Below are 24,605 nucleotides of genomic sequence, written 5' to 3'. Positions count from 1 at the left end.
CGCCGCACGGTGGCCGCGGCCGCCGCGTCCAGCAGCGCCACCGGGGCGCCGGCGCCGGGGGCGGAGCCGGGCGGGGAGCGCCGGTCCGTGCCCAGCAGCGCCGTCGTGACGAGCTCCTCCCAGGAGTCCGCCGTCGTCGCGGCCGCGCCCGGTGCCGGCGGGGCGGCCGCTGTCGTCCTGCTCATGAGCGTCCTTTCCGTCGGGCGTCCCGGAGCGGCCGAGGGCTCGGATGCACCGAGTGTCCCGTGGTGTCCGAAAGATGCGCGGGTCCGGTGGTGGCCCCGAGCGTGCGGTGAGGCGGGGGGCTCAGCACAGCGGCACCACCTCACCCCGCCCCTCCGGCCATGCCGCCAATGGAGTGAATCCCTGGTGGCCGCACTCGCCGAACACCGTGACCGGGGCGCCGCCCGACAGGGCCACCAGACGCCACAGCCCGGGGCGGGAGCGGGCGGCCGGGGTCAGGGACAGGGCCGCGTCCTCGTCGGCGTCGGCGAGCTGCCAGGAGTCGCCGTCCGGGGCTGGTATCACCCGGTCCAGGGTCACCGGGACCGCGTCCAGCCACGGGTCGTCCCGCAGCGCCCTGCCGTACCGGGCGAGGGCCCCGCTCGTCGTCGTCCCGGCGGGACGCGCCGCGGTGGGTGCGGGCGCCGAGAACCGCTCGCCCAGCGCCGCCCGCCGCTGCCCCGCGCCCGGATACGCGGACAGCTCCGCGTCCAGGGCCAGCCCCACCGGCAGCGCCAGCTCCGGCGCACGGCCCCCGGCGCCGTAGGACAGCAGCAGCGCGGTGCGCCGCGACTCGGTGCCGTACAGCCAGATGCGGCGGGTCGTCAGACGGGTGTCCGCCGTGTCGTACTGGGCGAGGACCAGCCAGCTGTCGCGCACCGGCGGGCCCTCCGCGGACGCGGGCAGACCCACGCGGGCGCGGACCGTCGCCGCCAGGCCCTCCGGCAGCCGCTCGCGGTGCAGCCAGCCCTGGTCCAGCAGATGCAGCAGCGCGCACTCCTCCAGCAGCCGCACCGGCCAGCCCGGAACCGTCCCCGGGAGCGCCCCCAGCTCCCGCACCCGGGCCGCGAGACCCGGCGCCTGGGCGTCGATCATGCGGGCCGCCGTCTCCTCCCACAGCCCGTAACCGGCCTGCTCGGCCGAGGCCAGACCGCCCCGCAGCAGATCCGCCAGCCGCTGCTCCAGCTCCGTGGCGCCCGCGGTGATGCGCTCGGCCCGCCGCTCCGCCCTGCGCCTGGCCGCCTCCGGATCGGCGGACCCGGCCGGAGCTCCGGAGGGACCGGCTGCCGTCCGTGCGCTCTCCGCGCGCCGGCGCCGGCCCGCGATCCACTCCCGCACCCACTCGGGAGCCTCGCCCCGCGGCACCGCGCCGTCCTCGCCCGCCCAGAGCAGCAGCAGGCCGAGCGCGTGCTTGCACGGGAACTTCCGGCTGGGGCAACTGCACTTGTACGCGGGCCCGGAGGCGTCCGCGAGGTCCACCGCCGTCCGGTACGGCGTTCTGCCGCTGCCCTTGCACAGCCCCCACAGCGTGCCGTCGCCGGAGCTGCCGGCCTCGGTCCACGGCCCGGCCGCCCCCAGTCTGCTTCCCGCCTTGCGTGACGCGGTGTCAGGCGCCAGCGCCAGCACCTGATCCGCGGTCCAGCGGACCCCCTGCGAAGTCATGCTCCCGAAACTAGATCCCGCCACTGACAATCGGCTTGCGGGCGGCGTTTGTGCAGGTCAGAGCGATTGTCAGTGGTGTGGTGCACGGTTGATGGCAGATCCGAACCGGCCGAGCTGGAGGGGGACTCAGCCATGTCCGCGCCCGTAGCACCGACGTCCGTCGACCCGAGCGAGAACGGCTCCGTGTCCGCACCCGCGGGTGCGGCGCAAGCGCTGCGGCCGCACGCCGAGGACGCCTTCGCCGACGAACTGGCCGCGCTGGCCGCGCAGGACGACCGCCCGCGTCCCGCGCGCTGGAAGCTGTCGCCGTGGGCCGTGGCCACCTACCTCCTCGGCGGCACCCTGCCCGACGGCACGGTGATCACCCCCAAGTACGTGGGCCCACGCCGCATCGTCGAGGTCGCCGTCACCACCCTCGCCACCGACCGGGCGCTGCTGCTGCTCGGCGTGCCCGGCACCGCCAAGACCTGGGTGTCCGAGCACCTGGCCGCGGCGGTCAGCGGCGACTCCACCCTGCTGGTGCAGGGCACCGCCGGCACGCCCGAGGAGGCCATCCGCTACGGCTGGAACTACGCCCAGCTGCTCGCCCACGGCCCCAGCCGCGACGCCCTCGTGCCCAGCCCGGTGATGCGGGCCATGGCGCAGGGCATGACGGCCCGGGTCGAGGAGCTGACCCGGATCCCCGCCGATGTGCAGGACACGCTCATCACGATCCTGTCCGAGAAGACGCTGCCGATACCGGAGCTGGGCGAGGAGGTCCAGGCGGTCCGCGGCTTCAACCTGATCGCCACGGCCAACGACCGCGACCGCGGCGTCAACGACCTGTCCAGCGCCCTGCGCCGGCGCTTCAACACCGTGGTGCTGCCGCTGCCGGCGACGCCCGAGGCGGAGGTCGACATCGTCTCGCGGCGGGTGGACCAGATCGGCCGCTCCCTCGACCTGCCGGCCGTGCCCGACGGCATCGACGAGATCCGCCGTGTGGTCACGGTCTTCCGCGAGCTGCGGGGCGGTGTCACCGTCGACGGCCGCACCAAGCTGAAGACGCCCAGCGGCACCCTGTCCACGGCCGAGGCGATCTCCGTCGTCACCAACGGCCTCGCGCTGGCCGCCCACTTCGGCGACGGCGTGCTCCGGGCCGGAGACGTCGCGGCCGGCATTCTCGGCGCGGTGGTCCGCGATCCCGCGGCGGACCGGGTGATCTGGCAGGAGTACCTGGAGACGGTCGTCCGCGAACGGGACGGCTGGGCCGACTTCTACCGGGCCTGCCGGGAGGTCAGTGCATGACGGTTCGTGAAGAGCGTTCGAGCGGCGGGCGGTTGACGGCGGAGCCGCTGCTGCTGGGCGTGCGACACCACGGGCCGGGGTCGGCGCGGGCGGTGCGGGCCGCGCTGGACGAGGCACGGCCGAAGGCGGTGCTGATCGAGGGACCGCCCGAGGCGGACGCCCTGATCCCGCTGGCCGCGCACGAGGACATGCGACCGCCGGTCGCCCTGCTCGCCCATGCCGTGGACGAGCCCGGCCGTTCGGCGTTCTGGCCGCTGGCGGAGTTCTCCCCGGAGTGGGTCGCGATCCGCTGGGCGCTGGACCACGAGGTCCCGGCCCGCTTCATCGACCTGCCGGCCGCACACTCGCTGGCCTGGCAGCGGGGGCAGGACGAGACCCACGGTCAGGACGAGACCCCCGCTCCGGATGCGGAAGCCGGTGTCGCCGCCGGCGTTGGTGACGGTGACGGGGGTGAGGGGCCGGACGGTGACGGTGGCGGTTCCGGCCCGGGTGAGGGCGGACCGGCCGACGGCGTACGGATCGATCCGCTCGGGGTGCTCGCCGAGACCGCCGGGTACGACGACGCCGAGCGGTGGTGGGAGGACGTCGTCGAGCACCGGGGCGTGGGGAAGGGGGACGCGCTCGCTCCGTTCACCGCGCTCGAGGAGGCCATGACGGCGCTGCGCGAGGCCCACGGAAGCGGCGGGCACGACCGCGACCTGGTGCGCGAGGCGTACATGAGGCTTCAGTTGCGGGCCGCGCAGCGGGAGTTCGGTGCCGCGGTGGCCGTGGTGTGCGGGGCCTGGCATGTGCCCGCGCTGCGGCGGAGGTCCACCGTCACCGCCGACCGCGCCCTGCTGAAGGGGCTGCCCAAGGTGAAGACGGACATGACCTGGGTGCCCTGGACCAACCGCAGACTGGCCCGCGCAAGCGGCTACGGCGCCGGGATCGACTCCCCGGGCTGGTACGGGCATCTCTTCGCCGCCCGGGACCGCCCGGTGGAGCGGTGGATGACCAAGGTGGCGGGGCTGCTGCGAGCCGAGGACCGGCTGGTCTCCTCCGCGCATGTGATCGAGGCGGTACGGCTGGCGGAGACGCTCGCCGCGCTGCGCGGACGGCCGCTGCCCGGACTGAGCGAGACCACCGACGCGATACGGGCGGTGATGTGCGAGGGCTCGGACGTGCCGCTGGCGCTGGTGCACGACCGGCTGGTCGTCGGCGACGAGCTGGGCCGGGTGCCCGCGGCGGCGCCCGCGGTGCCGCTGCAGCGCGATCTCGAGCGGGCCCAGCGCCGGCTGCGACTGAAACCGGAGGCGCGGGAACGGGAGCTGGAGCTCGACCTGCGCAAGGAGACCGACGCGGGCCGCAGCAGGCTGCTGCACCGGCTGCGGCTGCTGGGCGTCGCCTGGGGAGAGCCCGCGGTCTCGCGCGGAAGCACCGGCACCTTCCGGGAGACCTGGCGGCTGTGCTGGGAGCCGGAGCTGTCGGTGCGGGTCGCCGAGTCCGGCGTCTGGGGCACCACCGTACGGGCCGCCGCGACCGCCAAGGCGGAGTCCGACGCCGTGTCCGCACCGGGCCTCGCCGATGTCACCGCGCTCGCCGAGCGCTGCCTGCTGGCCGAACTGCCGGACGCGCTGCCCACGGTGATGCGGATACTCGCCGACCGCGCGGCCCTGGACACGGACGTCGCCCATCTCGCGCAGGCCCTGCCCGCGCTCGTCCGCTCCCTGCGGTACGGGGACGTGCGCGGCACGGACACCGGGGCACTGGCCGGGGTCGCGGCCGGGCTCGCCGAGCGGATATTCGTCGGCCTGCCCCCGGCCTGCGCGGCGCTGGACGCGGACGCCGCCGACGAGATGCGGAGCCATCTCGACGCGGTGCACGGGGCGGTGGGCCTCCTGGAGGACGCCGCGCCGCCGGGACACGCGGACCTGCGGTCCCGCTGGCGGTCGGTGCTGCGCACCCTGTCCGGCCGGGACACCGTGCCCGGCGTCATCCGCGGACGCGCGGTGCGGCTGCTGCTGGACGACGGGGAGCTGGCACAGGACGAGGCGGCACGGCTGATGGGGCTGGTGCTGTCGCCCGGCACACCCCCGGCGGACGCGGCCGCCTGGATCGAGGGCTTCGTCGGCGGCTCCGGGGGAGGTCTGCTCCTCGTCCACGACGAGCACTTGCTGGGACTGGTCGACCGCTGGCTCACGGGAGTTCCGGCGGAGGCGTTCACGGACGTACTGCCGCTGCTGCGCCGGACATTCTCGGCGTACGAGGCGGGCGTGCGGCGCACCCTCGGCGAACTGGTCCGGCGCGGCCCGGGCAGGCGGGGGAGCCCGTCGGCCGCCGGCGTCCCCGGCTTCGCCGGCGACCTCGACACGGCGCGGGCGGACGCGGTGCTGCCGGTCGTACGGCTGCTGCTGGGGCAGGACGGCGACGAGGCGCCCGGAGACGGACGGGCGGCGGACGCCCGAGCGGCGGCGGTGGCGGGATGACGGGGACGGAAACGGACGGGGGAGGCGCAGGCACGGATGGGGACCGAGGTGACGGACCCGGCGCGGGAGCGGCTGCGGCGCTGGCGACTGGTGCTCGGCGGGGACGCGGCGGACGGCACGGGACACGTGCTGTCCGGGCGGGACGCGGCGATGGACGGGGCACTGGCCGCGCTCTACGGCAAGGACGACCGGGCGGCACAGCCGGGGAAGGACCGCTCGGCGGGCCTCGGGGCGTCGGCGCCGTCGGTGGCACGCTGGCTCGGCGACATCCGGACCTACTTCCCCTCCTCCGTCGTGCAGGTGATGCAGCGCGACGCCATCGACCGGCTCGGGCTCGCCACCCTGCTGCTGGAGCCGGAGATGCTGGAGGCGGTCGAGGCCGACGTCCACCTGGTCGGCACCCTGCTGTCGCTCCACAAGGCCATGCCGGAGACGACGAAGGAGACCGCGCGGGCGGTGGTGCGCAAGGTCGTCGAGGAGCTGGAGCAGCGGCTGGCCACCCGCACCCGGGCGAGCCTCACCGGCGCCCTGGACCGCAGCGCCCGCGTCAGCCGGCCCCGCCATCACGACATCGACTGGAACCGCACCATCGCCGCCAATCTCAAGCACTACCTGCCCGAGTACGGGACGGTCGTGCCGGAGCGGCTGGTCGGCTACGGGCGGGCCTCGCGGTCGGTGAAGAAGGAGGTGGTGCTCTGCATCGACCAGTCGGGGTCGATGGCGGCATCGGTCGTCTACGCCTCGGTGTTCGGGGCGGTGCTCGCCTCCATGCGGTCGATCAGCACGCGGCTCGTCGTGTTCGACACGGCGGTCGTCGATCTGACCGACCAGCTGGACGACCCGGTGGACGTGCTGTTCGGCACCCAGCTCGGCGGCGGCACGGACATCAACCGGGCCCTGGCGTACTGCCAGTCGCAGATCAGCCGCCCGACCGAGACGGTGGTCGTGTTGATCAGCGACCTCTACGAGGGCGGCATACGGGAGGAGATGCCCAAGCGGGTGGCGGCGATGAAGGCATCGGGAGTGCAGTTCGTGACGCTGCTCGCGCTGTCCGACGAGGGCGCGCCCGCCTACGACCGCGAGCATGCGGCGGCGCTCGCCGCACTGGGCTCGCCGGCCTTCGCCTGCACGCCGGACCTGTTCCCGGAGGTGATGGCGGCGGCGATCGAGAAGCGGCCGCTGCCGATACCGGACACGGCGTGAACCCGGCACGAACGGAGGCCGGTCAAAGGGGACATGACCGGCCATCGGGAACAGGGGGCTTGCGCGGCCTCCCGACCCCCGTGCGAGGATCGGCGCCGTTCGAACGGAAATCGGACGCGTGAGGTGCCCCTCTTGACCTGGCCGGCAGTGGTGCCCGGGGCCGCGATGCGCGCGATGCGCGTGGCGGCACGGTCGCGTGCGCTGCACTGGGCGTGGCGGGTCGTGCTGCTGGCGGGCACGGTGTTCGTCCTGGGCGTGCTGTGCGGGGAGCGTGCGCGCGCCGCCGAGCCCGCGCCCATGCCGCAGGACTCCCTTGCCGCCGGGGTCGTCTCCGACGCCGGGTCGGTTCTCACCGGGTCGAGTGGCACGGGGGGTGCGCGGACGGACTCCGGCGACGAGAGTCCTGGGCCGGTCCGGGCCGTCGTCGAGCGGACCGTGAGGGCGGTCGAGGAGCCGGTCGAGGAGCCGGTGCGGGATGCCGTCGGCGATGTGGCGAGGAGTGCCGCCGGTGATGAGGTGAGGACGGCCGTCGGCGGTACGGCTGGGCAGGCGGCTGACCACAGGGTCGGCAAGCCCATCGGTGACATTGCCGGTAAGACCGTCGGCGATGCGGTCGGGAAGACGGCCCGCGACGTGGTCGGGAAGACGGCCCGCGACGTGGTCGGGAAGACGGTCGGCGGACTGATGGGGAAGTCCGTCGGCGAGCCGGCCGGTGTGGGCCGGAACGTACCCGCGCTGCCGGAGCTGCCGCGCGTGCAGTTGCCCGGGTTGCCGCGGCTTCCTGAGCTGCCCGGCGTTCAGCTGCCGGACGTGCAGCCGCTGCCCGAGCTGCCGAAGCTGCCGGATCTCCCGTCGCTTCCGGTGCTGCCCGGTCTGACCGACCCCGAACCGCTGCCCGAGGTTCCGGGAGACCTGGAGGCCCCGCAGCGCACCCTGCCCGCACCGCTCGCACCCGAGACCGGACAGAAGCCCGCGCCCGAGTCGGGGCGGAGCCCGGAGCCGGGCAGTAGCCCCGCACTTCCGCCCGCCGGCGACGCGTCCACCTCAGGCGACCGGACCGAGAAGCGAGTGGCGGTCGCGCCTGCCGCCGTGCACGGCCCGAAGCCTGCCCTCACCGACATCACCGCCGGGCTCGACATCAGCCCCGGCTCCGCCCCCGCGCGGGCTGACGGCAGCGCGGCCGGCTTGGCGGACGGTGCCGGTGGTGCCGTTCCGGCGCCGTTCCCGGGCGTGCCGGGTGACCGGCCGGACGGATCGCAGGGCGGCCGTTCGGCCGCCGACCACGGCCAGTCGCGCTCCGGCGACCTGCAGGCGGTCGCCGCCCACCCCTGCCGGCCGCAGCTGGTCCTCGCGCCCGGTGCCAGGGCGTATGCCGGGGCGTCCGAGACGCGCGACCGGTACGAGGACGTTCCCGTACCGCCCGCGTAGTTCCTGCGGTGCGGCAGCTCTCCCGCGCCGGGAATCCGAAGGGGTCCGTCGGCTGACCCGAGGAAGCCGGGCGGGTCCTCCGTCGCCTCGCCTCGCCTCGCCGAGCCGCGTGGCTTCCCCCTGACCCCGAAACCAGGAGGAGTACCGCAGGGGTGCTCGGCGCCCGCCCCGGCCATCCCCTACGGCAGCCGTCCGCCGTCCGGCATACGACCGGCACGGGCCGCCAGTGCGCCGGACGACGCACCACGTCCGCCCCTGCACACCGACCCCTGCACACCGACCTGACTCACGGGTAAGAAGATCTTCCACGGGGCATGAAGCCTCGGACGGCCGAAAGCCATCGGCGCGTCCGGTCGTCATCCCCGTGGACCGGGGGCCGGTCCCCATTGGGGTGGGGACCGAGCTCCCGCACCCCGGAGAACCGGGCCCTCGCGCCCGCTCCGGGTGCTCCACGGGCCTCACCGGGTCAACCCCAGCCCGGTGAGGCCCCTAACCTGAACCCCAGCCCGGTGAGGCCCCTAACCTGTTCGTAACCTGAAGGCACGGCGTGTCGGTGATTGCGGCATCATGTGACAGGTATCACCGCTCACGTGTGACCCGCGATTTAGAGGTGCCCGCCGAGCGGGGATAACCTGCGAGACGGACATGCCGCGCGCTCGGACACCGTGTGCGCCTCCCTTGTGACAGAGCGGACGTCACGTTGCCCTTCGCGGCACGCCCACGCATCCAACGAACCGCGAGATCACTGATAGGGACGGAAGCGCGTGGACCTGTTCGAGTACCAGGCGAGGGACCTCTTCGCCAAGCACGATGTACCGGTGCTGGCCGGTGAAGTCATCGACACGCCTGAGGCGGCCCGCGCAGCCACTGAGCGCCTGGGTGGCAAGTCCGTCGTCAAGGCCCAGGTGAAGGTCGGCGGCCGTGGCAAGGCCGGCGGTGTGAAGCTCGCCGCCACCCCCGACGAGGCGGTCGAGCACGCCACCAACATCCTCGGCATGGACATCAAGGGCCACACGGTCCACAAGGTGATGATCGCCGAGACGGCCCCCGAGATCGTCGAGGAGTACTACGTCTCCTTCCTCCTCGACCGTGCGAACCGCACCTTCCTCTCCATCGCCTCCGTCGAGGGCGGCATGGAGATCGAGGAGGTGGCCGCTTCCCGCCCGGAGGCCGTCGCCAAGATCGCGATCGACGCCATCGACGGTGTGGACCGCGCCAAGGCGCAGGAGATCGTCGCCGCGGCGAAGTTCCCGGCCGACGTGGCCGACAAGGTGGCTGACGTCCTCGTCAAGCTGTGGGACGTCTTCATCAAGGAGGACGCCCTCCTCGTCGAGGTCAACCCGCTGGCCAAGGTCGCCTCCGGCGATGTGATCGCCCTGGACGGCAAGGTCTCCCTGGACGACAACGCCGAGTTCCGCCACCCCGAGTTCGAGGAGCTCCGGGACAAGGCGGCGGCCAACCCGCTCGAGGCCGCCGCCAAGGAGAAGAACCTCAACTACGTCAAGCTGGACGGCGAGGTCGGCATCATCGGCAACGGCGCGGGTCTCGTGATGAGCACCCTGGACGTCGTCGCCTACGCCGGTGAGGCCCACAACGGCGTCAAGCCCGCCAACTTCCTCGACATCGGTGGCGGTGCCTCCGCGGAGGTCATGGCGAACGGCCTGGAGATCATCCTGGGCGACCCGGACGTCAAGTCCGTCTTCGTCAACGTCTTCGGCGGCATCACCGCCTGCGACGCCGTCGCCAACGGCATCGTGCAGGCCCTGGAGCTCCTCGAGAGCAAGGGCGAAGAGGTCACCAAGCCGCTGGTCGTGCGCCTCGACGGCAACAACGCCGAGCTTGGCCGGAAGATCCTCGACGACCGCAACCACCCGCTGGTTCAGCGCGTGGACACCATGGACGGCGCGGCCGACAAGGCCGCCGAGCTGGCTGCTGCCGCGAAGTAAGGGACGAGGTCACAGAACACCATGGCTATCTTCCTCACCAAGGAATCCAAGGTCATCGTCCAGGGCATGACCGGCTCCGAGGGCCAGAAGCACACCAAGCGCATGCTGGCGTCCGGCACCAACATCGTCGGCGGCGTCAACCCGCGCAAGGCGGGCACCTCGGTCGACTTCGACGGCACCGAGATCCCGGTCTTCGGTTCCGTCAAGGAGGCCATCGAGGAGACCGGTGCCGACGTCACGGTCATCTTCGTCCCGGAGAAGTTCACCAAGGACGCGGTCGTCGAGGCCATCGACGCCGAGATCCCGCTCGCGGTCGTCATCACCGAGGGCATCGCGGTGCACGACACCGCCGCCTTCTGGGCCTACGCCGGCAAGAAGGGCAACAAGACCCGCATCATCGGCCCGAACTGCCCCGGCCTGATCACCCCCGGTCAGTCGAACGCCGGCATCATCCCGGCCGACATCACCAAGCCGGGCCGCATCGGCCTGGTGTCGAAGTCCGGCACGCTGACGTACCAGATGATGTACGAGCTGCGTGACATCGGCTTCTCCACCTGCGTCGGCATCGGCGGTGACCCGATCATCGGCACCACCCACATCGACGCGCTTCAGGCGTTCCAGGACGACCCCGACACCGACCTGATCGTCATGATCGGTGAGATCGGCGGCGACGCCGAGGAGCGGGCCGCGGCCTTCATCAAGGAGAACGTGACCAAGCCGGTCGTCGGCTACGTCGCGGGCTTCACCGCGCCCGAGGGCAAGACCATGGGCCACGCCGGTGCCATCGTCTCCGGCTCTTCCGGCACCGCCCAGGCGAAGAAGGAGGCCCTCGAGGCCGCCGGCGTCAAGGTCGGCAAGACGCCGACCGAGACCGCCAAGCTGGCGCGCGAGATCCTGGCCGGCTGAGCCTGGCCGGCACCTCGTCGGACAGACGGCTGGGCCCGCCCCTCCCCGGGGCGGGCCCACCGCCTTTTACGCCATCTGCTCACTTGGGCTTCTGCTTTCTCGGAGCCCTTGTTGCAGTACACCTCTGAGCCCTTGTCGCCGTATGCCTCCGGTCCCTTGTTGCAGTACCCCTCTGGCTCACTCGGCTCGTGGCGCCAGCCGCTCCGGCCCGTGCAGCAGTTCCTTGCGCAGCTTGGCGCGGAGCCTGCGCTCCTTCTCCGACAGCGGCCCCGGAGCCACCCGCGGCGGCACACCCCGGACCGTCTCACCGGGCGGCACCGGCGGCTCGTAGTGCGTCGGGGCGGTGTGCAGGGTGAGGGCCGTGGTGCCGATCAGGGCGACCGTGAACGCGATGGCGGACCGGGTCCAGAACCGGGCGCGGCGCTCGCTGCCGGCGCGCACCTCGTCCGGCTCGGCGGCCCGCAGCCGCTCGGCCGAGGCCACTTCGGCCAGCCGTTCGTGCAGCAGCTCGGGATCGGACAGCTCCGGCAGCCGGGCGGCGACGGCCTCACGCGCATGCATCAGCCGGTGCGCCGCGGCGGGCGTGCTCGCCTCCGTCTCCGCGGCCGTCTCGGGCAGGTCCAGCCCGACGCCGTCGTACAGCAGCAGCGTGCGCCGCTGGGGCGGCCGCAGGCGCAGCAGGGTGTCCAGCAGGACGCGGTCGGCGTCGTTCGCGGGCGGGGGTCCGGGCTTGCGGTAGCGGGGGCGGAAGCGATGCCAGGGCGAGAGCGCCCACTCGTGCGCCGCCGCCCGCACCCAGCCGGCCGGTTCCGGGTCGCGGGCCACCTCGGGCCAGCGGTCCCAGGCCAGTTGGAAGGCCCGCTCCACCGACTCCCGGGCCAGTTCGCGACGCCCCGTCAGCAGATAGGTCTGCCGGACGAGTGCGGGTGCGCAGAAGGCGTAGAGAGCGTCGAAGGCTTGAGCCGGGGTCAGATACGGGCGGTCTTCCGCACCGGGGGGCGTGGGCGGTGCCTGGGTGAACCTGGCGGGCTCGGGGGAGACCGTCCCCTTCCCTGCACCCGCCTCGTCGGCCGGTTCGCCCAGACGCACCGTCACCAAGACCTTTCCCTCGGCCTTCTGAGAAGCCTTCAGGGAATCCCAGTCCTGCTCCAGCGAGGCCAGCAGCTTCGCGTACGCCTCCCTCTTGCGGCCGCGAGGCGCCTTGCGGCCGGACTCCCATGCGCGCACCGTCTCGTCGCGCACGCCCAGCCGTTCGGCGAGCTGAGCCTGTGTCAGCGAGGCCGCCTCGCGCAGGCGTCGGCGTTCCCTCGGTCCGGGGAGGGGGGTGTCCGGGCTGCGCTTCACCGGCCTCATCGGGTGCCTCTTCGCGCGAAAAAGTACATAAACGTATATTGAGCGACACTACGGTGCTTCTGCTGTTACGACGGGAAAGCGCGTGTCGTTGGGAGCATGGCGGGCGTGATCCATGCGACCGCTCGCCGCTCGACGCGTACCGCCCTGCGTGCCCGGCCGGCAGGGCCCGGCTCCGACCTGCTCACCCGGCTGCGCGACCGCCGCCCCGGACTGGCCGCCGGCCTGCTCGGCGGCGCCCTCGCCGCGGTGCTGGGACTGGCCGTCCTCGCCGTGCCGGTGATGCTGCTGTGGATCAGCTCGCCCTATCCCGACAGCGGCCCCGACGGCGCCCTGCACATCGCGGCGGCGCTGTGGCTGCTGGCGCACGGCGCGGACCTCGTCCGCACCGACACCCTCTTCGGCCCGCCCGCCCCCATGGGCGTCCCGCCGCTGCTGCTGCTCGCCCTGCCGCTGTGGCTGCTGCACCGGGCGGCCCGCGACGCGACCGAGGGCGGAGCGGGCGCGGCCGACGACGCCCCGCTGGTCCCCGGCCGCATCGCGGGCGCAGGCGTCGTCCTCGGCTATCTGGCCGTCGCCGCCCCGGCCGCGCTGTTCGCCGCGGACGGCATGCTCCGGCCGGAGTGGGTGTCGACCGCGGTGTGCGTGCCGCTGGTCGCCGTGGCGGCCACGGGTGCGGGCGTGTGGACGGCGTACGGCCGCCCGAGCGGGCCGCTGGAGCAGGCGGTGGCGCTGGTGCTGCCTAGGGACGTACGCCATCTGGTGCTGAGCGCCGAGGGACGGCCCGGCGTGTCCGCACGGGCCGCCGCGACCGCTACCGCACTGCTGCTGGGCGGCGGGGCGCTGCTGCTGGCGGGCTCGCTGATCTGGCACGGCGGGCAGACCCAGGGGGCCCTGCTGCGGCTGACGGAGGGCTGGTCGGGGCGGTTCGCGGTGCTGCTGCTCGCCGTGGCGCTGCTGCCGAACGCCCTGGTGTGGGCGGCGGCCTACGCCCTCGGCCCGGGCTTCCTCCTCGGCACCGGCGCACTGGTGACCCCGCTGTCCTCAGCGCCGGCGCCGCTGCTGCCGCCGTTCCCGCTGCTGGCGGCGGTCCCCGAGGCGGGGGCCGGGTCGCCGGTGACCTGGGCGGCGACGGCGGTGCCGCTGGTGGCCGGGGTGGCGGCCGGGCGGATCGTGGGGCGGGCGGCGGTGGAGGCCGCCCTGGACTGGCCGGGGCTGCCCGCGGCGATGGCCGCCTGGACGCGCGGCCGGACCACCGGTGCCGCCGCGCTGGCGGCGCTGCTGTGCGCGTCCGTACTGGCCCTGCTCGCCGCGCTGTCCGGCGGCCCCCTGGGGCCGGCGGCGCTGTCCGGCTTCGGGCCGGTGTGGTGGCAGGTGGGCGCGGCGGCGCTGGCCTGGACCGGCCTGACCTCCACCGCCACGGCCCTCACGGTGCGCACCCGAGGGATCCGAGCCCTGGACGCCGAGCGGGCGCGAGTCAGGAAGGCGAAGGCCGAGGGGCAGGGACGCACACCGCGGATCAGCGCACCGCTGATCAGCGCATCGCGCGACGACGCACTGGAGTCGACGGAGCCGACGGAGCCGACGAAGCCGACGGAGGAAGAGAACTGCAGTCCCGCGGAGGACGGGCCCCGCAGTCCCCGGCGCCGCTGGTTCTCCCGGAGGCGGGGCAGGGCCGAGCGTGACCGCACCGGCAGGAGCAACGAGGCGTCGTACGCCTCCCGGATCTTCCGCCCGGACGACGCGGACGACCTGTACCTTCCGCTCGGCCAGGCACCCGACCCCGCATCACCGCTCGGCCAGGCACCCGACCCCGCATCACCGTTCGACCGGGCGGCCGACGTCGCCTCACCGTTCGACCGGGCCGACGTCCCGGCAATGCCCACGGAGCGCGCCTCGGCCGGCAACCGCTACGACGTCCTGCGCACTACCGCCCCCGAGCCGCCGGTACCGGAGCCTCCCGCCGGGGAGCCTTCGCCCGTCGACCCCGCCCTACGGCGAGAGTCGGAGAGCCCTTCAGAGCCTTCAGACACGCCCTCGGTCACCCCCTGGGACAACCCCTCGGACCATCCCCGGGACAACCCCTGGAGCAGCTCCTAGAACACCTCTTGCCGGCGGCGCCCAAGCGCTCCGTCAGCCGTTCTCCCCGAGCAGCCCGCGCAGCTCCTCCGGGAGAAGGTCGCGGCAGGACTCCTTGGCCGACTGGGTGAGCGCGTCGTTGGTGCAGGTGTAGTAGTCGCTGTAGACCAGCTGGGCCGCGAAGGTCGTGGCCACCAGCGCAAGCGCCAGGGAGCCGGTGACCAGGCCGCTCACCGCCGCCGTGGTCTGCGGGCGGCCGGTCTGCTCCGGGGCGGGGCTGTCCGGATTGGTGCGCGGCTTGGCGCGCAGCGAGCTGATGCCCCAGTACAGGGCGAACGCGCCCAGCAGCAGGGCGATGTACGTCCAGCTGAACAGGGCGAAGAAGAAGCCCCACATGCCGGCCAGCAGGGCGAAGCGGGCGCGGCGCTGGGCCGGGTCGGTGGGGTCCCAGTGCGGGCCCGGCCGCTGGGGGCCGCCCTCCGGGCGGGGACGCTCGCCGAAGCCGCCGGGGGAGCGGCCGGGCTGCCGGTCGCTCCAGTTGCGGCCCCAGGGGGAGCGGCCGCCGTCGCCGCGCGGGCCCTCGTCCGAGCCGGACGGGTGGCGCGGCTGCCACGGGCGGTCGGGCGTGCCCTCCGGGGGCGGAGCGAACGGGTTGTCCTCCTGGCTTCCGCTGCCCTGCCCGCCACCGCTCCCGCGGTCAGGGGAGGCGTCGGGCGCGTCGGGCGGCGAGGTGGGGCGCTCCCGCAGCAGCACGAGGCTGCGCTCTCCTCCTCGCACCGACTGCTGAGGGAGCGTGAGCAGTCGCAGGCTGCGGTCCGGCTTCAAGTGAGCGTCTTCCCCTTGGTGAATCGATCGGCGACACGTGACGTGCGAGTACGACTGGTGAACGAGTGGCTCACGAGCGGCGTTCCCGGACCGCTCACCGGTCCGATGCCCGGTCCGTTCCCCGGTCCGTTCCCCGGTCCGTTCCCCGGTCCGATGGTCCGTTCCCCGGTCCGATGCCCGGTCCGATGCCCGGTCCGTTCCCCGGTCCGATGGTCCGTTCTCCGGTCCGTTGTCGGTCCGTTGTCCCGTCCGCTGTCAGCCGGTCCCCGGCCGTCCCGCTCCTGACGCTACCTGGCGGTCGGGCCCCCGTCCCGTGGGGGATGCCCGGTGTGCCGGTATCGTTGCTGACGGTCGGCCGCTTCGTAGGCTTCCCCGTATCCGAGGGTCCGAAGCATTCGTACGACCCTACAAACACGCTTTCCGAGAAAGGGCTCTACCGTGGCCAAGCGCCTCGTCGTGCTGGTCTCCGGCTCCGGCACCAACCTCCAGGCGCTCCTCGACGAGATCGCCGCCACCGGCGCCGAGGCGTACGGGGCGGAGGTCGTGGCTGTGGGCGCGGACCGCGAGGGCATCGAGGGGCTGGCCCGCGCCGAGCGGGCCGGGCTGCCGGCCTTCGTGTGCAAGGTGAAGGACTACCCGTCCCGCGAGGAGTGGGACGCCGCGCTCACCGAGGCCGTCGCCGCGTACGAGCCCGACCTGGTGGTCTCCGCCGGGTTCATGAAGATCGTGGGCAAGGAGTTCCTGGCACGCTTCGGCGGGCGGTTCATCAACACCCATCCCGCCCTCCTGCCCAGTTTTCCCGGCGCCCACGGCGTCCGCGACGCGCTCGCGTACGGCGCCAAGGTCACCGGCTGCACCGTCCACTTCGTCGACGACGGCGTCGACACCGGGCCGATCATCGCGCAGGGCGTGGTGGAGGTCCGGGACGAGGACGACGAGAGCGCTCTGCACGAGCGCATCAAGGAAGTCGAGCGAAGGCTGCTCGTCGAGGTCGTGGGGCGGCTCGCCCGCAACGGCTATCGCATTGAGGGACGAAAGGTAGTTATCCAGTGACCGCCGAGAGCAACAAGCGGGCCATCCGACGGGCGCTCGTCAGCGTCTACGACAAGACGGGCCTGGAGGACCTCGCCCGCGGCCTGCACGAGGCCGGCGTCGAGCTGGTCTCCACCGGTTCCACGGCCGCGAAGATCGCCGCCGCCGGTGTCCCGGTCACCAAGGTCGAGGAGCTCACCGGCTTCCCCGAGTGCCTGGACGGCCGCGTCAAGACGCTGCACCCCAAGGTCCACGCGGGCATCCTCGCCGACCTGCGCCTCGCCGACCACCAGCAGCAGCTGAAGGACCTCGGCGTCGAGCCGTTCGACCTGGTCGTCGTCAATCTCTACCCCTTCCGGGAGACCGTCGCCTCCGGTGCCACGCCCGACGAGTGCGTGGAGCAGATCGACATCGGCGGCCCGTCGATGGTGCGCGCCGCCGCCAAGAACCACCCCTCTGTCGCCGTCGTCACCAGCCCCGCCCGCTACGCCGACGTGCTCACCGCGGTCCGCGAGGGCGGCTTCGACCTGGCCACCCGCAAGCGGCTCGCCGCCGAGGCCTTCCAGCACACCGCCGCCTACGACGTCGCCGTGGCGAGCTGGTTCGCCTCCGACTACGCGCCGGCCGACGACTCGCAGTTCCCCGACTTCCTCGGCGCCACCTGGGAGCGCAAGAACACCCTGCGCTACGGCGAGAACCCGCACCAGCCGGCCGCGCTCTACGTCTCCACCGTGTCCAACAGCGGCTCCGCCGCGGGCGGCGGCCTCGCCGAGGCGGAGCAGCTGCACGGCAAGGAGATGTCCTACAACAACTACACGGACACCGACGCCGCGCTGCGCGCCGCCTACGACCACGCCGAGCCGGCCGTCGCCATCATCAAGCACGCCAACCCGTGCGGCATCGCCATCGGCGCGGACGTCGCCGAGGCGCACCGCAAGGCGCACGCCTGCGACCCGCTGTCCGCGTTCGGCGGCGTGATCGCGGTCAACCGCCCGGTGTCCAAGCAGATGGCCGAGCAGGTCGCGGAGATCTTCACCGAGGTCATCGTCGCCCCCGGCTACGAGGACGGCGCCCTGGAGGCGCTCACCAAGAAGAAGAACATCCGCGTGCTGCGCGTCGCCGGTGCCCCCTCCTCCCCGGTCGAGCTGAAGCTGATCGACGGGGGCGCGCTGCTCCAGGTCACCGACCGGCTCCAGGCGGAGGGCGACGACCCGGCCAACTGGACGCTGGCGACCGGCGAGGCGCTGGACGAGGCGGAGCTGGCCGAGCTCGCCTTCGCCTGGAAGGCCTGCCGCGCGGTGAAGTCCAACGCCATCCTGCTCGCCAAGGACGGCGCCTCCGTCGGCGTCGGCATGGGCCAGGTCAACCGCGTCGACTCCGCGAAGCTGGCGGTGGAGCGGGCCGGCGCCGAGCGCGCCCGGGGCTCCTACGCCGCGTCCGACGCGTTCTTCCCCTTCCCCGACGGCCTGGAGATCCTCACCGCGGCCGGTGTGAAGGCCGTGGTCCAGCCCGGTGGTTCGGTGCGCGACGAGCTGGTCGTCGAGGCCGCGGAGAAGGCGGGCGTGACCATGTACTTCACCGGCACCCGCCACTTCTTCCACTGACCCGGTTCACTGATCGGGTTCCGCTGATCCGGTTCCGTTGATCCGGCGACCTGCCGGGCCTCAGGAGCGCCCCGGCGGTGTGCACTCCTTCAGGTAGTACGCGATGCGTTCGGCGTAGTCGCGGTACTTGGGAGGCACACCGCCGGCGTCGTTCACCTTGCGGTAGGAGGTGCGGTAGGCGGCGGCCAGCAGCACCCGCTTGTCGCCGGGCAGTCCGGTGTCCGGCCGGGGCGCGATCCAGCACAGATAGCGGCCCATCGCCGGGATGGACTCGGCGGGCGGGAACGGCGGTTCGGGGACGGTCTCACCGGGGGTGCCGTCCTCGTTCATCCACCAGCGCAGCACCTTCGGTGTCCAGCGGGCGATGCCGTACTCGTCCTTGGCCGGGTCGTCGACGGTGAGCGTCTCGTACATCCGGATCAGCCGTGGCCGGTGCAGCCGCCGCAGCAACGCCAGCTCACGCTCGACCAGTTCCCGCAGATGGGTCAGCTGGCGGGGCGTGCCCGTGCCGGTCGGCAGGAACTTCAGCGCCACCGTCCGCGGCAGCCCCTCGGCGCCCGCACCGACGCGCCGGCCGGCGTACACACTGCCGAACGCGCCGGTGGCGATCGCCTCACGGACCTCCCAGACGCCGACCCGGTACCCCTTGGGCACCGTCACGGCGAAGGTCTCCGTCACTCTGCGTCCCCCGTGGTCGGCGGGGTTACGACGACGATGCAGAACAAGGTGCGTCTCCCCGTGCCTGACGACTACCCGGATCCAGGTTAGGGCGAGCCACCGGGGCCGGGCCCTCCTCGAAAGGGTGAGACACGGGCTCGTGACGGGATTTGGCGAGAAACGCTCACGTCCCGGCGGACCTGGGGGAGTTCGCGGCGCACGGCACGGCGACGGGCCGCACGGCAACGCGTCGCTCCGCACGGCAACGCGACGGGCCCCGTACCGGCCAAGCCGGTACGGGGCCCGTTCCGAAAGCGCGTCGGATCTAGCAGTGGATCAGGTACGGACCTGATCCACTATCAAATCCGGATCAGATGAGGCCCAGGCTGCGGACCGCCTCGCGCTCCTCCTCGAGCTCCTTGACGGAGGCGTCGATGCGGGCACGCGAGAAGTCGTTGATCTCCAGACCCTGGACGATCTCGTACTTGCCGTCCTTGCAGGTGACCGGGAAGGACGAGATCAGGCCCTCCGGGACGCCGTAGGAGCCGTCCGACGGGATGCCCATGGACACCCAGTCGCCCTCGGGCGTGCCGTTGACCCAGGAGTAGATGTGGTCGATCGCGGCGTTGGCGGCGGAGGCGGCCGAGGACGCGCCCCGGGCCTCGATGATCGCGGCGCCGCGCTTCGCGACGGTCGGGATGAACTCCTCGGCCAGCCACTTCTCGTCGTTGACGACCTCGGCGGCGTTCTTGCCGGCGACCGTGGCGTGGAAGATGTCCGGGTACTGGGTGGCGGAGTGGTTGCCCCAGATCGTCAGCTTCTTGATCTCGGAGACCGGGACGCCGGTCTTCTTCGACAGCTGGGTCAGGGCGCGGTTGTGGTCGAGGCGGGTCATCGCGGTGAACCGCTCGGCCGGTACGTCCGGCGCGGCGGCCTGGGCGATCAGCGCGTTGGTGTTGGCCGGGTTGCCGACCACCAGGACGCGGACGTCGTCCGCGGCGTGGTCGTTGATGGCCTTGCCCTGCGGCTTGAAGATGCCGCCGTTGGCCTCGAGGAGGTCGCCGCGCTCCATGCCCTTGGTGCGCGGGCGGGCGCCGACCAGCAGGGCCACGTTGGCGCCGTCGAAGGCGACGTTCGGGTCGTCGGTGATGTCGATGCCCTGGAGCAGCGGGAACGCGCAGTCGTCCAGCTCCATGGCCGTGCCCTCGGCCGCCTTCAGCGCCGGGGTGATCTCCAGCAGACGCAGCTTGACCGGCACGTCCGCGCCGAGCAGCTGGCCGGAGGCGATGCGGAAGAGCAGGGCGTAACCGATCTGGCCGGCCGCGCCGGTGACGGTGACGTTCACGGGAGTGCGGGTCATGGCGTTCTCCGTATGACAGCTGGCGGTGGGGCGTCCCTGCCCCGCTACGTTTGATCGATCTCTTGGTATCAAGAGATCCATCCAGCGGTCAGGCTATCGCGCATCCGGGACGGCGGATGTCGGGGCTCCCTGTGGCCCGCCCCACAGAGTGACGCGGTGCTACCCGGCCGGGCGCACGAAGGGGCGGCCGCCTGTCCGGGAGAGGGGGACAGTTGCGGCCGCCGTCGGGGACCGACCGTGCCGGACTCCCGTGGGGGTACTGTTCGCGTGCCCGCCCTGCGGCGGGCCATGCCTGTCCTCACCGATCCCGTACGGATTCGACCCGGCGGATTCCCCACGGCAGCACGTCGGCGTACGGCCGCGGGACCGGGACCTGCACCCGGGAACGGGAACGGGGCGGGTGCGGCCGTCACCGGCGCCGCGGGCCCGCCTGATCGCCGCCCGTCCGGGCAGCCTTCACTGCCCGTCCGTGCAGCCCTTCTCGCCGGAGGCGAGCACCGCGCAGGCCTTGGCCTCGGCCTCGTCCTTCACCGCCACCATCGCGGTGTACGTCACCGTGTCACCGGCCTCGGTGATGGTGTCGCTCTGCTTCGCCTTGCCCGCGGTGATCTCGACCTTGTCGCCGGTCGTGGCCTGGGTGATGCGGCCCCAGGCGGCGCCGCAGGTCTCGCTGTAGCGGACCTCGACGGTGGTGGTGCCGACGGTCGCGGTCTGCGCGGTGGTCACCAGGTCGCCGCTGCACCCCATGGCCTCGGCGTCCTTGCCGGTGCAGCTGTCGCCGCTGCACTTGACGCCTGCGGGCAGGTTGGCCTCGGTGGTGACGGTGGGCGACGGGGCCGGGTCGCCGCCGGTGGTCTTCTTGTCGCCGGTCTCGGTCACGTAGAACGCGGCGGCGATCACCACCAGCACGCCCACGGCACCGGCGAGGAAGGTCCCGGTGCGCCGCTTGCCCTGGCCGCGGCCGGAGCGGCTCTGGCCGCCCGAGCGGGGCGGCACGGCGGGCCCGCGGCCGTCGGGCCGCTGCGGGCCGACGGCCGGGACGGAGGTGCCCGGGTAACCGCCGGAGACGCCCCAGGAGTTGCCCCCGGAGCCGCCGACGTCCGTGGCGCCGGGCTGCGCCGGGACGCTCGGCGCAACGCCGGCCGGTCCGGCGACGCCTGCGCGGGACCCGGAGCTCTTGCGCGACTTGCCCCCGGTCGGGGGCGGGGCCAGCTCGCTGAGCGCGGCACGCGCCTGCGAGATCCGGATCGCCTCCATGGTCATGTCGTGGCGCATCTCCGAGCGGCTCCAGGCGCGCTCGGCGAGCTCCCACATGGTCGTCAGATGCACCGGGTTCGTGCCGGTGACCTCGGCCAGGGCCACGATCGCGCCCTTCGGCGCGAGCAGCCGTCCGTTGAGATACCGCTCCCAGGACGTCTTGCTGTAGCCCGTGCGGTCCGACACGGACGCGATGCTCAGGCCACTGCGGTCCACGACCCGCCTGAGCTGGCTCGTGAACTCTCTGATCTGCGGATCGAGCTCATCCGGCAAGGCCTTCCAACGAGGCATTGCTTCCCCCCTCTTCCCCCCGGTTCGTGCTGTTTCGTTCCTCGCGCATGGTGCCCTTGGCCGAGTCCTCGTTCTGGTTACCCACAGGGATGCCGCCAGTAAGGATCTCAGTTCCCGGGGTGGGGGCGCACGGGAGCGTCAGGGCTACGGGCGTGCGCCTTCGCGCGCCCTCTCGCGTGGACACCAGTGTCCCACCGCTCTCCCCCTCCACCGAACCCGACCCGGCGTATCTGCGTGGGACGTCCCGGACCATCCCGAATGTCCACGCTAGCTCCGCCGTCGGACGGCTTCGGGGCACATTCGCGAACTTGTCAATACATCGACACACGGCAACCACATGTACGAACACGTAAGAACACGGTCGTCCCACTCATCCCGCGTGACGAAGATCTTGGGTCTGTCCGCGGATTCCGGGGGACGTACCGGAACGGTCACTTCCGTGCCACAGCAGCCGGACAGCCGTTGAACAGGCACTTCGCCGCGCGGGAGGGTTGTTCCCGGGGGCGGCCCGTCCTTTCACGGGGGTGAGGACGGGCCGCCGTCTTCGTCGTCCGGTGCCGGTCCCGTCAACGACTGACCGCCGGGTGCCGGGTCAGTTGCTGACCGTGAAGTGCAGCATGTCCTTCAGGAACGGCAGCTCCAGCCACGGATCCGGCTGCATCATCAGGGCGAGCAGCACGATCGCCGTCCCCAGGACGCCGTACGTGAGGATGTCCGTGAAGCGGGAGCGCACGGCGAGCATGCCCACGTCCGGCACCAGCCAGCGCAGCACCGCACCGGCCACCAGGGCGGCACCGACCAGCAGCGTGCCCCAGCGGAACGCGTCCAGCGCGGTCAGCAGCAGACCGAGCCCCACCGTGAGCAGCACCGCCAGGATCGGCCACTGCCGGGCGGGCGCCGGTGCGTCACCGGGCGCCGCGCGGCCGCCGCCCTCGGGGCGCGCGGTGTCCCGGGTGAACAGCGGGAAGCGGCGCGTGGTGCGCCGCGGCGTGCCCCCGGTGTCGGGCGCGCTGACGGGGTCGCGGACGGCGATGTCGTCATCCTCCGGGCGCGTCTCGCCCTCGGCCGTCTTCCCGCCGGCCCCGGTGCGGGGCTCGTCCCGGGCCTGCTTTCCGTCGGCTTCGGAGCGGGGCTCGTCCTGGGACTGCTTTCCGTCGGTTTGGGAGCGGGGCGCCTCCTGGGACTGCTTTCCGTCGGTTTGGGAGCGGGGCTCGTCCTGGGACTGCTTTCCGTCGGTTTCGGAGCGGGGCGACTCCCGGGACTGCTTTCCGTCGGCCTCGCGGCCCCGGTCGCCCTCGGCGCGAGGCTCGCCTTCGGCGCGGGCCTCGCCCTCGGGCTGCGTCACGCCGCCCTCGGTACGTGTCTCGTCCTCGCGCCGCCTCGCGCCGCCCTCGGAGCGGGGCGCGTTCGCGGTCCGCGTGGGGGTCTCCCCGGTGCGCGGGGTGTCCTGCTCAGCCGGCACTGCGCTCCGCCGCCTCGACCACGTTGACGAGCAGCTGGGCCCGGGTCATCGGGCCGACACCGCCCGGGTTGGGGGAGATCCAGCCGGCCACCTCGGCCACGTCGGGGTGGACGTCGCCCACGATCTTGCCGTCGGCGCCGCGGGAGACGCCGACGTCCAGCACGGCCGCACCGGGCTTGACGTCCTCGGGGCGGATGAGGTGGGCGCTGCCGGCCGCGGCGATGATGATGTCCGCGCGCCTGAGGTGGGCGGACAGGTCGCGGGTGCCGGTGTGGCACTGGGTCACCGTGGCGTTCTCGCTGCGCCGGGTCAGCAGCAGCGGCATCGGGCGGCCGATGGTCACCCCGCGGCCGACGACCACGACCTCGGCGCCCTTGATCTCGACGCCGTAGCGGCGCAGCAGGGTCAGCACGCCGTTCGGGGTGCAGGGCAGGGGCGCGGGCTCGCTGAGCACCAGCCGGCCCAGGTTCATGGGGTGCAGCCCGTCGGCGTCCTTGTCCGGGTCCATCAGTTCGAGGATCCGGTTCTCGTCGATGCCCTTCGGCAGCGGCAGCTGGACGATGTAACCGGTGCAGGCGGGGTCCTCGTTGAGCTCCCGCACGACCGCCTCGATCTCCTCCTGCGTGGCCGTGGCGGGCAGCTCACGCTGGATGGAGGCGATGCCGACCTGGGCGCAGTCGCGGTGCTTGCCGGCGACGTACTTCTGGCTGCCGGGGTCGTCCCCGACGAGGATCGTGCCGAGGCCGGGCGTGATGCCCTTCTCCTTCAGCGCCGCCACGCGGGCGGTCAGATCGGACTTGATCGCGGCTGCGGTGGCCTTGCCATCGAGAATCTGGGCGGTCATGGCCCCATCCTCCCGGATGACCGGGGCCTGGTTCCAATCAGCCGCGTCACGAGCGGCCGTGATGTCCACGACTGCGGCCGCGATCACGTTCCTCCCGTATCCGACCAAGATCAGTGATGTTGCACTTGCACAACACATGCGGAATGTGACTGGACAAGTAAGAGACCGGTCAAGAACGATGATTCGCGCAGTGCCGCGGGCAGCACGGGGGGACGCACCGCATCTGTAGCTTCCTCCGAGCCATGGCTCGCGCCGTCCCCGCACCTGAGCGCAACGGAGGAACATCCGCCATGAGTTTCGGCGACCCGAACAACCCCTACGGGCAGCCGCCGCAGCAGCCCGGCCAGCCCGCACAGCCCGGTTACGGCTACCCCGCCGCTCCGCCGGTGCAGCAGCCTTACGCCGGGGGTTACGCCCCCACGCAGATGCCGGGCATCACGCGTGCCGCGCGGATCATGCTCGCGGTCGTGGCCGCGGCCCATCTCCTCATCGCGGTGCTGTACGGCTACCAGCTGTCCAAGTGGGACGAGACGATGGCCGAGGCCGGCATATCGAGCGACTCCGACCTGCAGCAGTTCGCCGACGTCGGCAAGGGTGTCGTGGTGTTCCTCACGGGCCTGGCGGCGGTGTTCGCGGTGCTCGGCCTGGTGCTGCTGCTGCAGTACGGCAAGGGCGGCAACGGCGTCCGCGTCTGCTCGATCGTCTACGGCTCGTTCGCCATCGTCACCGGCATCTTCACCCTCGCCGCCTTCGGCCTCGGCCTCATCATCATGGTGGTGGCGATCCTGCTGATCGTCTTCGCCTCGAAGCGCGCCAGCGCCGAGTGGTTCAAGCGGCCGCGCTACTGAGCTGCCGCACCGAAGCACAGTTCTGAAGGGGCCCCGCCGCCGCCCATGACGGCCGGGGCCCCTTCAGTCGTCTTCAGTCGTTGCGACTCCTGGACTCGG

The 24,605-nt window shown here is 72.9% G+C and carries 18 protein-coding genes and 1 pseudogene; 10 read left to right on the top strand and 9 right to left on the bottom strand.

Annotation, left to right across the window (positions count from 1 at the left end; all coding sequences use genetic code 11):
• Together ABD198_RS19600 and ABD198_RS19595 are read right to left on the bottom strand one after the other, a co-directional pair.
• Positions 1 to 185 (bottom strand): annotated as a pseudogene (locus ABD198_RS19600) (DUF5691 domain-containing protein); the annotation flags it as partial.
• 121 nt (positions 186 to 306) lie between these two features.
• Complete coding sequence (locus ABD198_RS19595; RefSeq protein WP_344003381.1) at positions 307 to 1,665, bottom strand: SWIM zinc finger family protein; 1,359 nt, start codon at positions 1,663 to 1,665, stop codon at positions 307 to 309.
• A gap of 132 nt (positions 1,666 to 1,797) precedes the next feature.
• Here ABD198_RS19595 and ABD198_RS19590 point away from each other — a divergent pair, with 132 nt between their 5' ends.
• From ABD198_RS19590 to sucD, 6 genes are all read left to right on the top strand, one after another.
• The gene (locus tag ABD198_RS19590) at positions 1,798 to 2,949 is read left to right on the top strand and encodes an ATP-binding protein (RefSeq protein WP_344003378.1); all 1,152 of its coding nucleotides are present in this window, start codon (positions 1,798 to 1,800) and stop codon (positions 2,947 to 2,949) included.
• Positions 2,946 to 5,414, top strand: a complete 2,469-nt coding sequence (locus ABD198_RS19585) for a DUF5682 family protein (RefSeq protein WP_344003375.1) — start codon at positions 2,946 to 2,948, stop codon at positions 5,412 to 5,414. Before ABD198_RS19590 ends, ABD198_RS19585 begins: the two co-directional genes overlap by 4 nt.
• Before the next feature lie 36 nt (positions 5,415 to 5,450).
• Positions 5,451 to 6,617 carry a vWA domain-containing protein gene (locus ABD198_RS19580; RefSeq protein ID WP_344003372.1) on the top strand — a complete coding sequence of 389 codons (1,167 nt, stop codon included), beginning with the start codon at positions 5,451 to 5,453 and terminating at the stop codon, positions 6,615 to 6,617.
• A 132-nt stretch (positions 6,618 to 6,749) separates the two neighbouring features.
• Positions 6,750 to 8,045, top strand: a complete 1,296-nt coding sequence (locus ABD198_RS19575) for a hypothetical protein (RefSeq protein WP_344003369.1) — start codon at positions 6,750 to 6,752, stop codon at positions 8,043 to 8,045.
• Positions 8,046 to 8,809: 764 nt separating this feature from the next.
• Positions 8,810 to 9,991, top strand: a complete 1,182-nt coding sequence (gene sucC / locus ABD198_RS19570) for an ADP-forming succinate--CoA ligase subunit beta (RefSeq protein WP_344003366.1) — start codon at positions 8,810 to 8,812, stop codon at positions 9,989 to 9,991.
• Positions 9,992 to 10,012: 21 nt separating this feature from the next.
• Entirely contained in the window at positions 10,013 to 10,897 is an 885-nt protein-coding gene (gene sucD, locus ABD198_RS19565) for a succinate--CoA ligase subunit alpha (protein ID WP_344003363.1), read from the top strand.
• Positions 10,898 to 11,074: 177 nt separating this feature from the next.
• On the opposite strand, the gene ABD198_RS19560 is transcribed toward sucD, so the two are convergent.
• Positions 11,075 to 12,241 carry a helix-turn-helix domain-containing protein gene (locus ABD198_RS19560; RefSeq protein WP_344003399.1) on the bottom strand — a complete coding sequence of 389 codons (1,167 nt, stop codon included), beginning with the start codon at positions 12,239 to 12,241 and terminating at the stop codon, positions 11,075 to 11,077.
• A gap of 105 nt (positions 12,242 to 12,346) precedes the next feature.
• On the opposite strand from ABD198_RS19560, the gene ABD198_RS19555 reads away from it, so the two are divergent.
• Positions 12,347 to 14,347: a cell division protein PerM gene (locus ABD198_RS19555; RefSeq protein ID WP_344003360.1), complete on the top strand. Its 2,001-nt coding sequence runs from the start codon at positions 12,347 to 12,349 to the stop codon at positions 14,345 to 14,347.
• 33 nt (positions 14,348 to 14,380) lie between these two features.
• On the opposite strand, the gene ABD198_RS19550 is transcribed toward ABD198_RS19555, so the two are convergent.
• On the bottom strand, positions 14,381 to 15,151 hold the full coding sequence (locus ABD198_RS19550; RefSeq protein ID WP_344003357.1) for a hypothetical protein: 771 nt from the start codon (positions 15,149 to 15,151) through the stop codon (positions 14,381 to 14,383).
• A gap of 438 nt (positions 15,152 to 15,589) precedes the next feature.
• Here ABD198_RS19550 and purN point away from each other — a divergent pair, with 438 nt between their 5' ends.
• Positions 15,590 to 16,204, top strand: coding sequence for a phosphoribosylglycinamide formyltransferase (gene purN, locus ABD198_RS19545; RefSeq protein WP_344003354.1), 615 nt, complete (start codon positions 15,590 to 15,592; stop codon positions 16,202 to 16,204).
• A complete protein-coding gene (gene purH, locus ABD198_RS19540) occupies positions 16,201 to 17,787 on the top strand; it encodes a bifunctional phosphoribosylaminoimidazolecarboxamide formyltransferase/IMP cyclohydrolase (protein ID WP_344003351.1) in 1,587 nt (528 codons plus the stop codon). Before purN ends, purH begins: the two co-directional genes overlap by 4 nt.
• A 60-nt stretch (positions 17,788 to 17,847) precedes the next feature.
• On the opposite strand, the gene ABD198_RS19535 is transcribed toward purH, so the two are convergent.
• From ABD198_RS19535 to ABD198_RS19515, 5 genes are all read right to left on the bottom strand, one after another.
• Positions 17,848 to 18,465 (bottom strand): lysozyme family protein, encoded by a 618-nt coding sequence (locus ABD198_RS19535; protein ID WP_344003348.1) that lies wholly within the window; start codon positions 18,463 to 18,465, stop codon positions 17,848 to 17,850.
• Between the two features lie 349 nt (positions 18,466 to 18,814).
• Positions 18,815 to 19,804 carry a malate dehydrogenase gene (locus ABD198_RS19530; protein WP_344003345.1) on the bottom strand — a complete coding sequence of 330 codons (990 nt, stop codon included), beginning with the start codon at positions 19,802 to 19,804 and terminating at the stop codon, positions 18,815 to 18,817.
• Positions 19,805 to 20,260: 456 nt separating this feature from the next.
• Positions 20,261 to 21,352: a helix-turn-helix domain-containing protein gene (locus ABD198_RS19525; protein WP_344003342.1), complete on the bottom strand. Its 1,092-nt coding sequence runs from the start codon at positions 21,350 to 21,352 to the stop codon at positions 20,261 to 20,263.
• 592 nt (positions 21,353 to 21,944) lie between these two features.
• Positions 21,945 to 22,385 carry a DUF3017 domain-containing protein gene (locus ABD198_RS19520; protein ID WP_344003396.1) on the bottom strand — a complete coding sequence of 147 codons (441 nt, stop codon included), beginning with the start codon at positions 22,383 to 22,385 and terminating at the stop codon, positions 21,945 to 21,947.
• Between the two features lie 418 nt (positions 22,386 to 22,803).
• Positions 22,804 to 23,658, bottom strand: a complete 855-nt coding sequence (locus tag ABD198_RS19515; protein ID WP_344003340.1) for a bifunctional methylenetetrahydrofolate dehydrogenase/methenyltetrahydrofolate cyclohydrolase — start codon at positions 23,656 to 23,658, stop codon at positions 22,804 to 22,806.
• A 290-nt stretch (positions 23,659 to 23,948) separates the two neighbouring features.
• Here ABD198_RS19515 and ABD198_RS19510 point away from each other — a divergent pair, with 290 nt between their 5' ends.
• Positions 23,949 to 24,506, top strand: a complete 558-nt coding sequence (locus ABD198_RS19510; protein ID WP_344003337.1) for a hypothetical protein — start codon at positions 23,949 to 23,951, stop codon at positions 24,504 to 24,506.
• The last annotated feature ends 99 nt before the right edge of the window (positions 24,507 to 24,605 follow it).

Origin of the sequence: Streptomyces thermocarboxydovorans, from assembly GCF_039524635.1 — a bacterium.
Classification (GTDB): domain Bacteria; phylum Actinomycetota; class Actinomycetes; order Streptomycetales; family Streptomycetaceae; genus Streptomyces; species Streptomyces thermocarboxydovorans.
This window is presented reverse-complemented; position numbering and strand designations above follow the sequence as displayed.

What these genes read in the sequence shown, in the direction of transcription:
- ABD198_RS19595 (WP_344003381.1), bottom strand. Translation starts at nt 1,665, where the DNA reads ATGACTTCGCAGGGGGTCCGCTGGACCGCGGATCAGGTGCTGGCGCTG.
- ABD198_RS19590 (WP_344003378.1), top strand. Translation starts at nt 1,798, where the DNA reads ATGTCCGCGCCCGTAGCACCGACGTCCGTCGACCCGAGCGAGAACGGC.
- ABD198_RS19585 (WP_344003375.1), top strand. Translation starts at nt 2,946, where the DNA reads ATGACGGTTCGTGAAGAGCGTTCGAGCGGCGGGCGGTTGACGGCGGAG.
- ABD198_RS19580 (WP_344003372.1), top strand. Translation starts at nt 5,451, where the DNA reads ATGGGGACCGAGGTGACGGACCCGGCGCGGGAGCGGCTGCGGCGCTGG.
- sucD (WP_344003363.1), top strand. Translation starts at nt 10,013, where the DNA reads ATGGCTATCTTCCTCACCAAGGAATCCAAGGTCATCGTCCAGGGCATG.
- ABD198_RS19555 (WP_344003360.1), top strand. Translation starts at nt 12,347, where the DNA reads ATGGCGGGCGTGATCCATGCGACCGCTCGCCGCTCGACGCGTACCGCC.
- ABD198_RS19530 (WP_344003345.1), bottom strand. Translation starts at nt 19,804, where the DNA reads ATGACCCGCACTCCCGTGAACGTCACCGTCACCGGCGCGGCCGGCCAG.
- ABD198_RS19525 (WP_344003342.1), bottom strand. Translation starts at nt 21,352, where the DNA reads ATGCCTCGTTGGAAGGCCTTGCCGGATGAGCTCGATCCGCAGATCAGA.
- ABD198_RS19515 (WP_344003340.1), bottom strand. Translation starts at nt 23,658, where the DNA reads ATGACCGCCCAGATTCTCGATGGCAAGGCCACCGCAGCCGCGATCAAG.
- ABD198_RS19510 (WP_344003337.1), top strand. Translation starts at nt 23,949, where the DNA reads ATGAGTTTCGGCGACCCGAACAACCCCTACGGGCAGCCGCCGCAGCAG.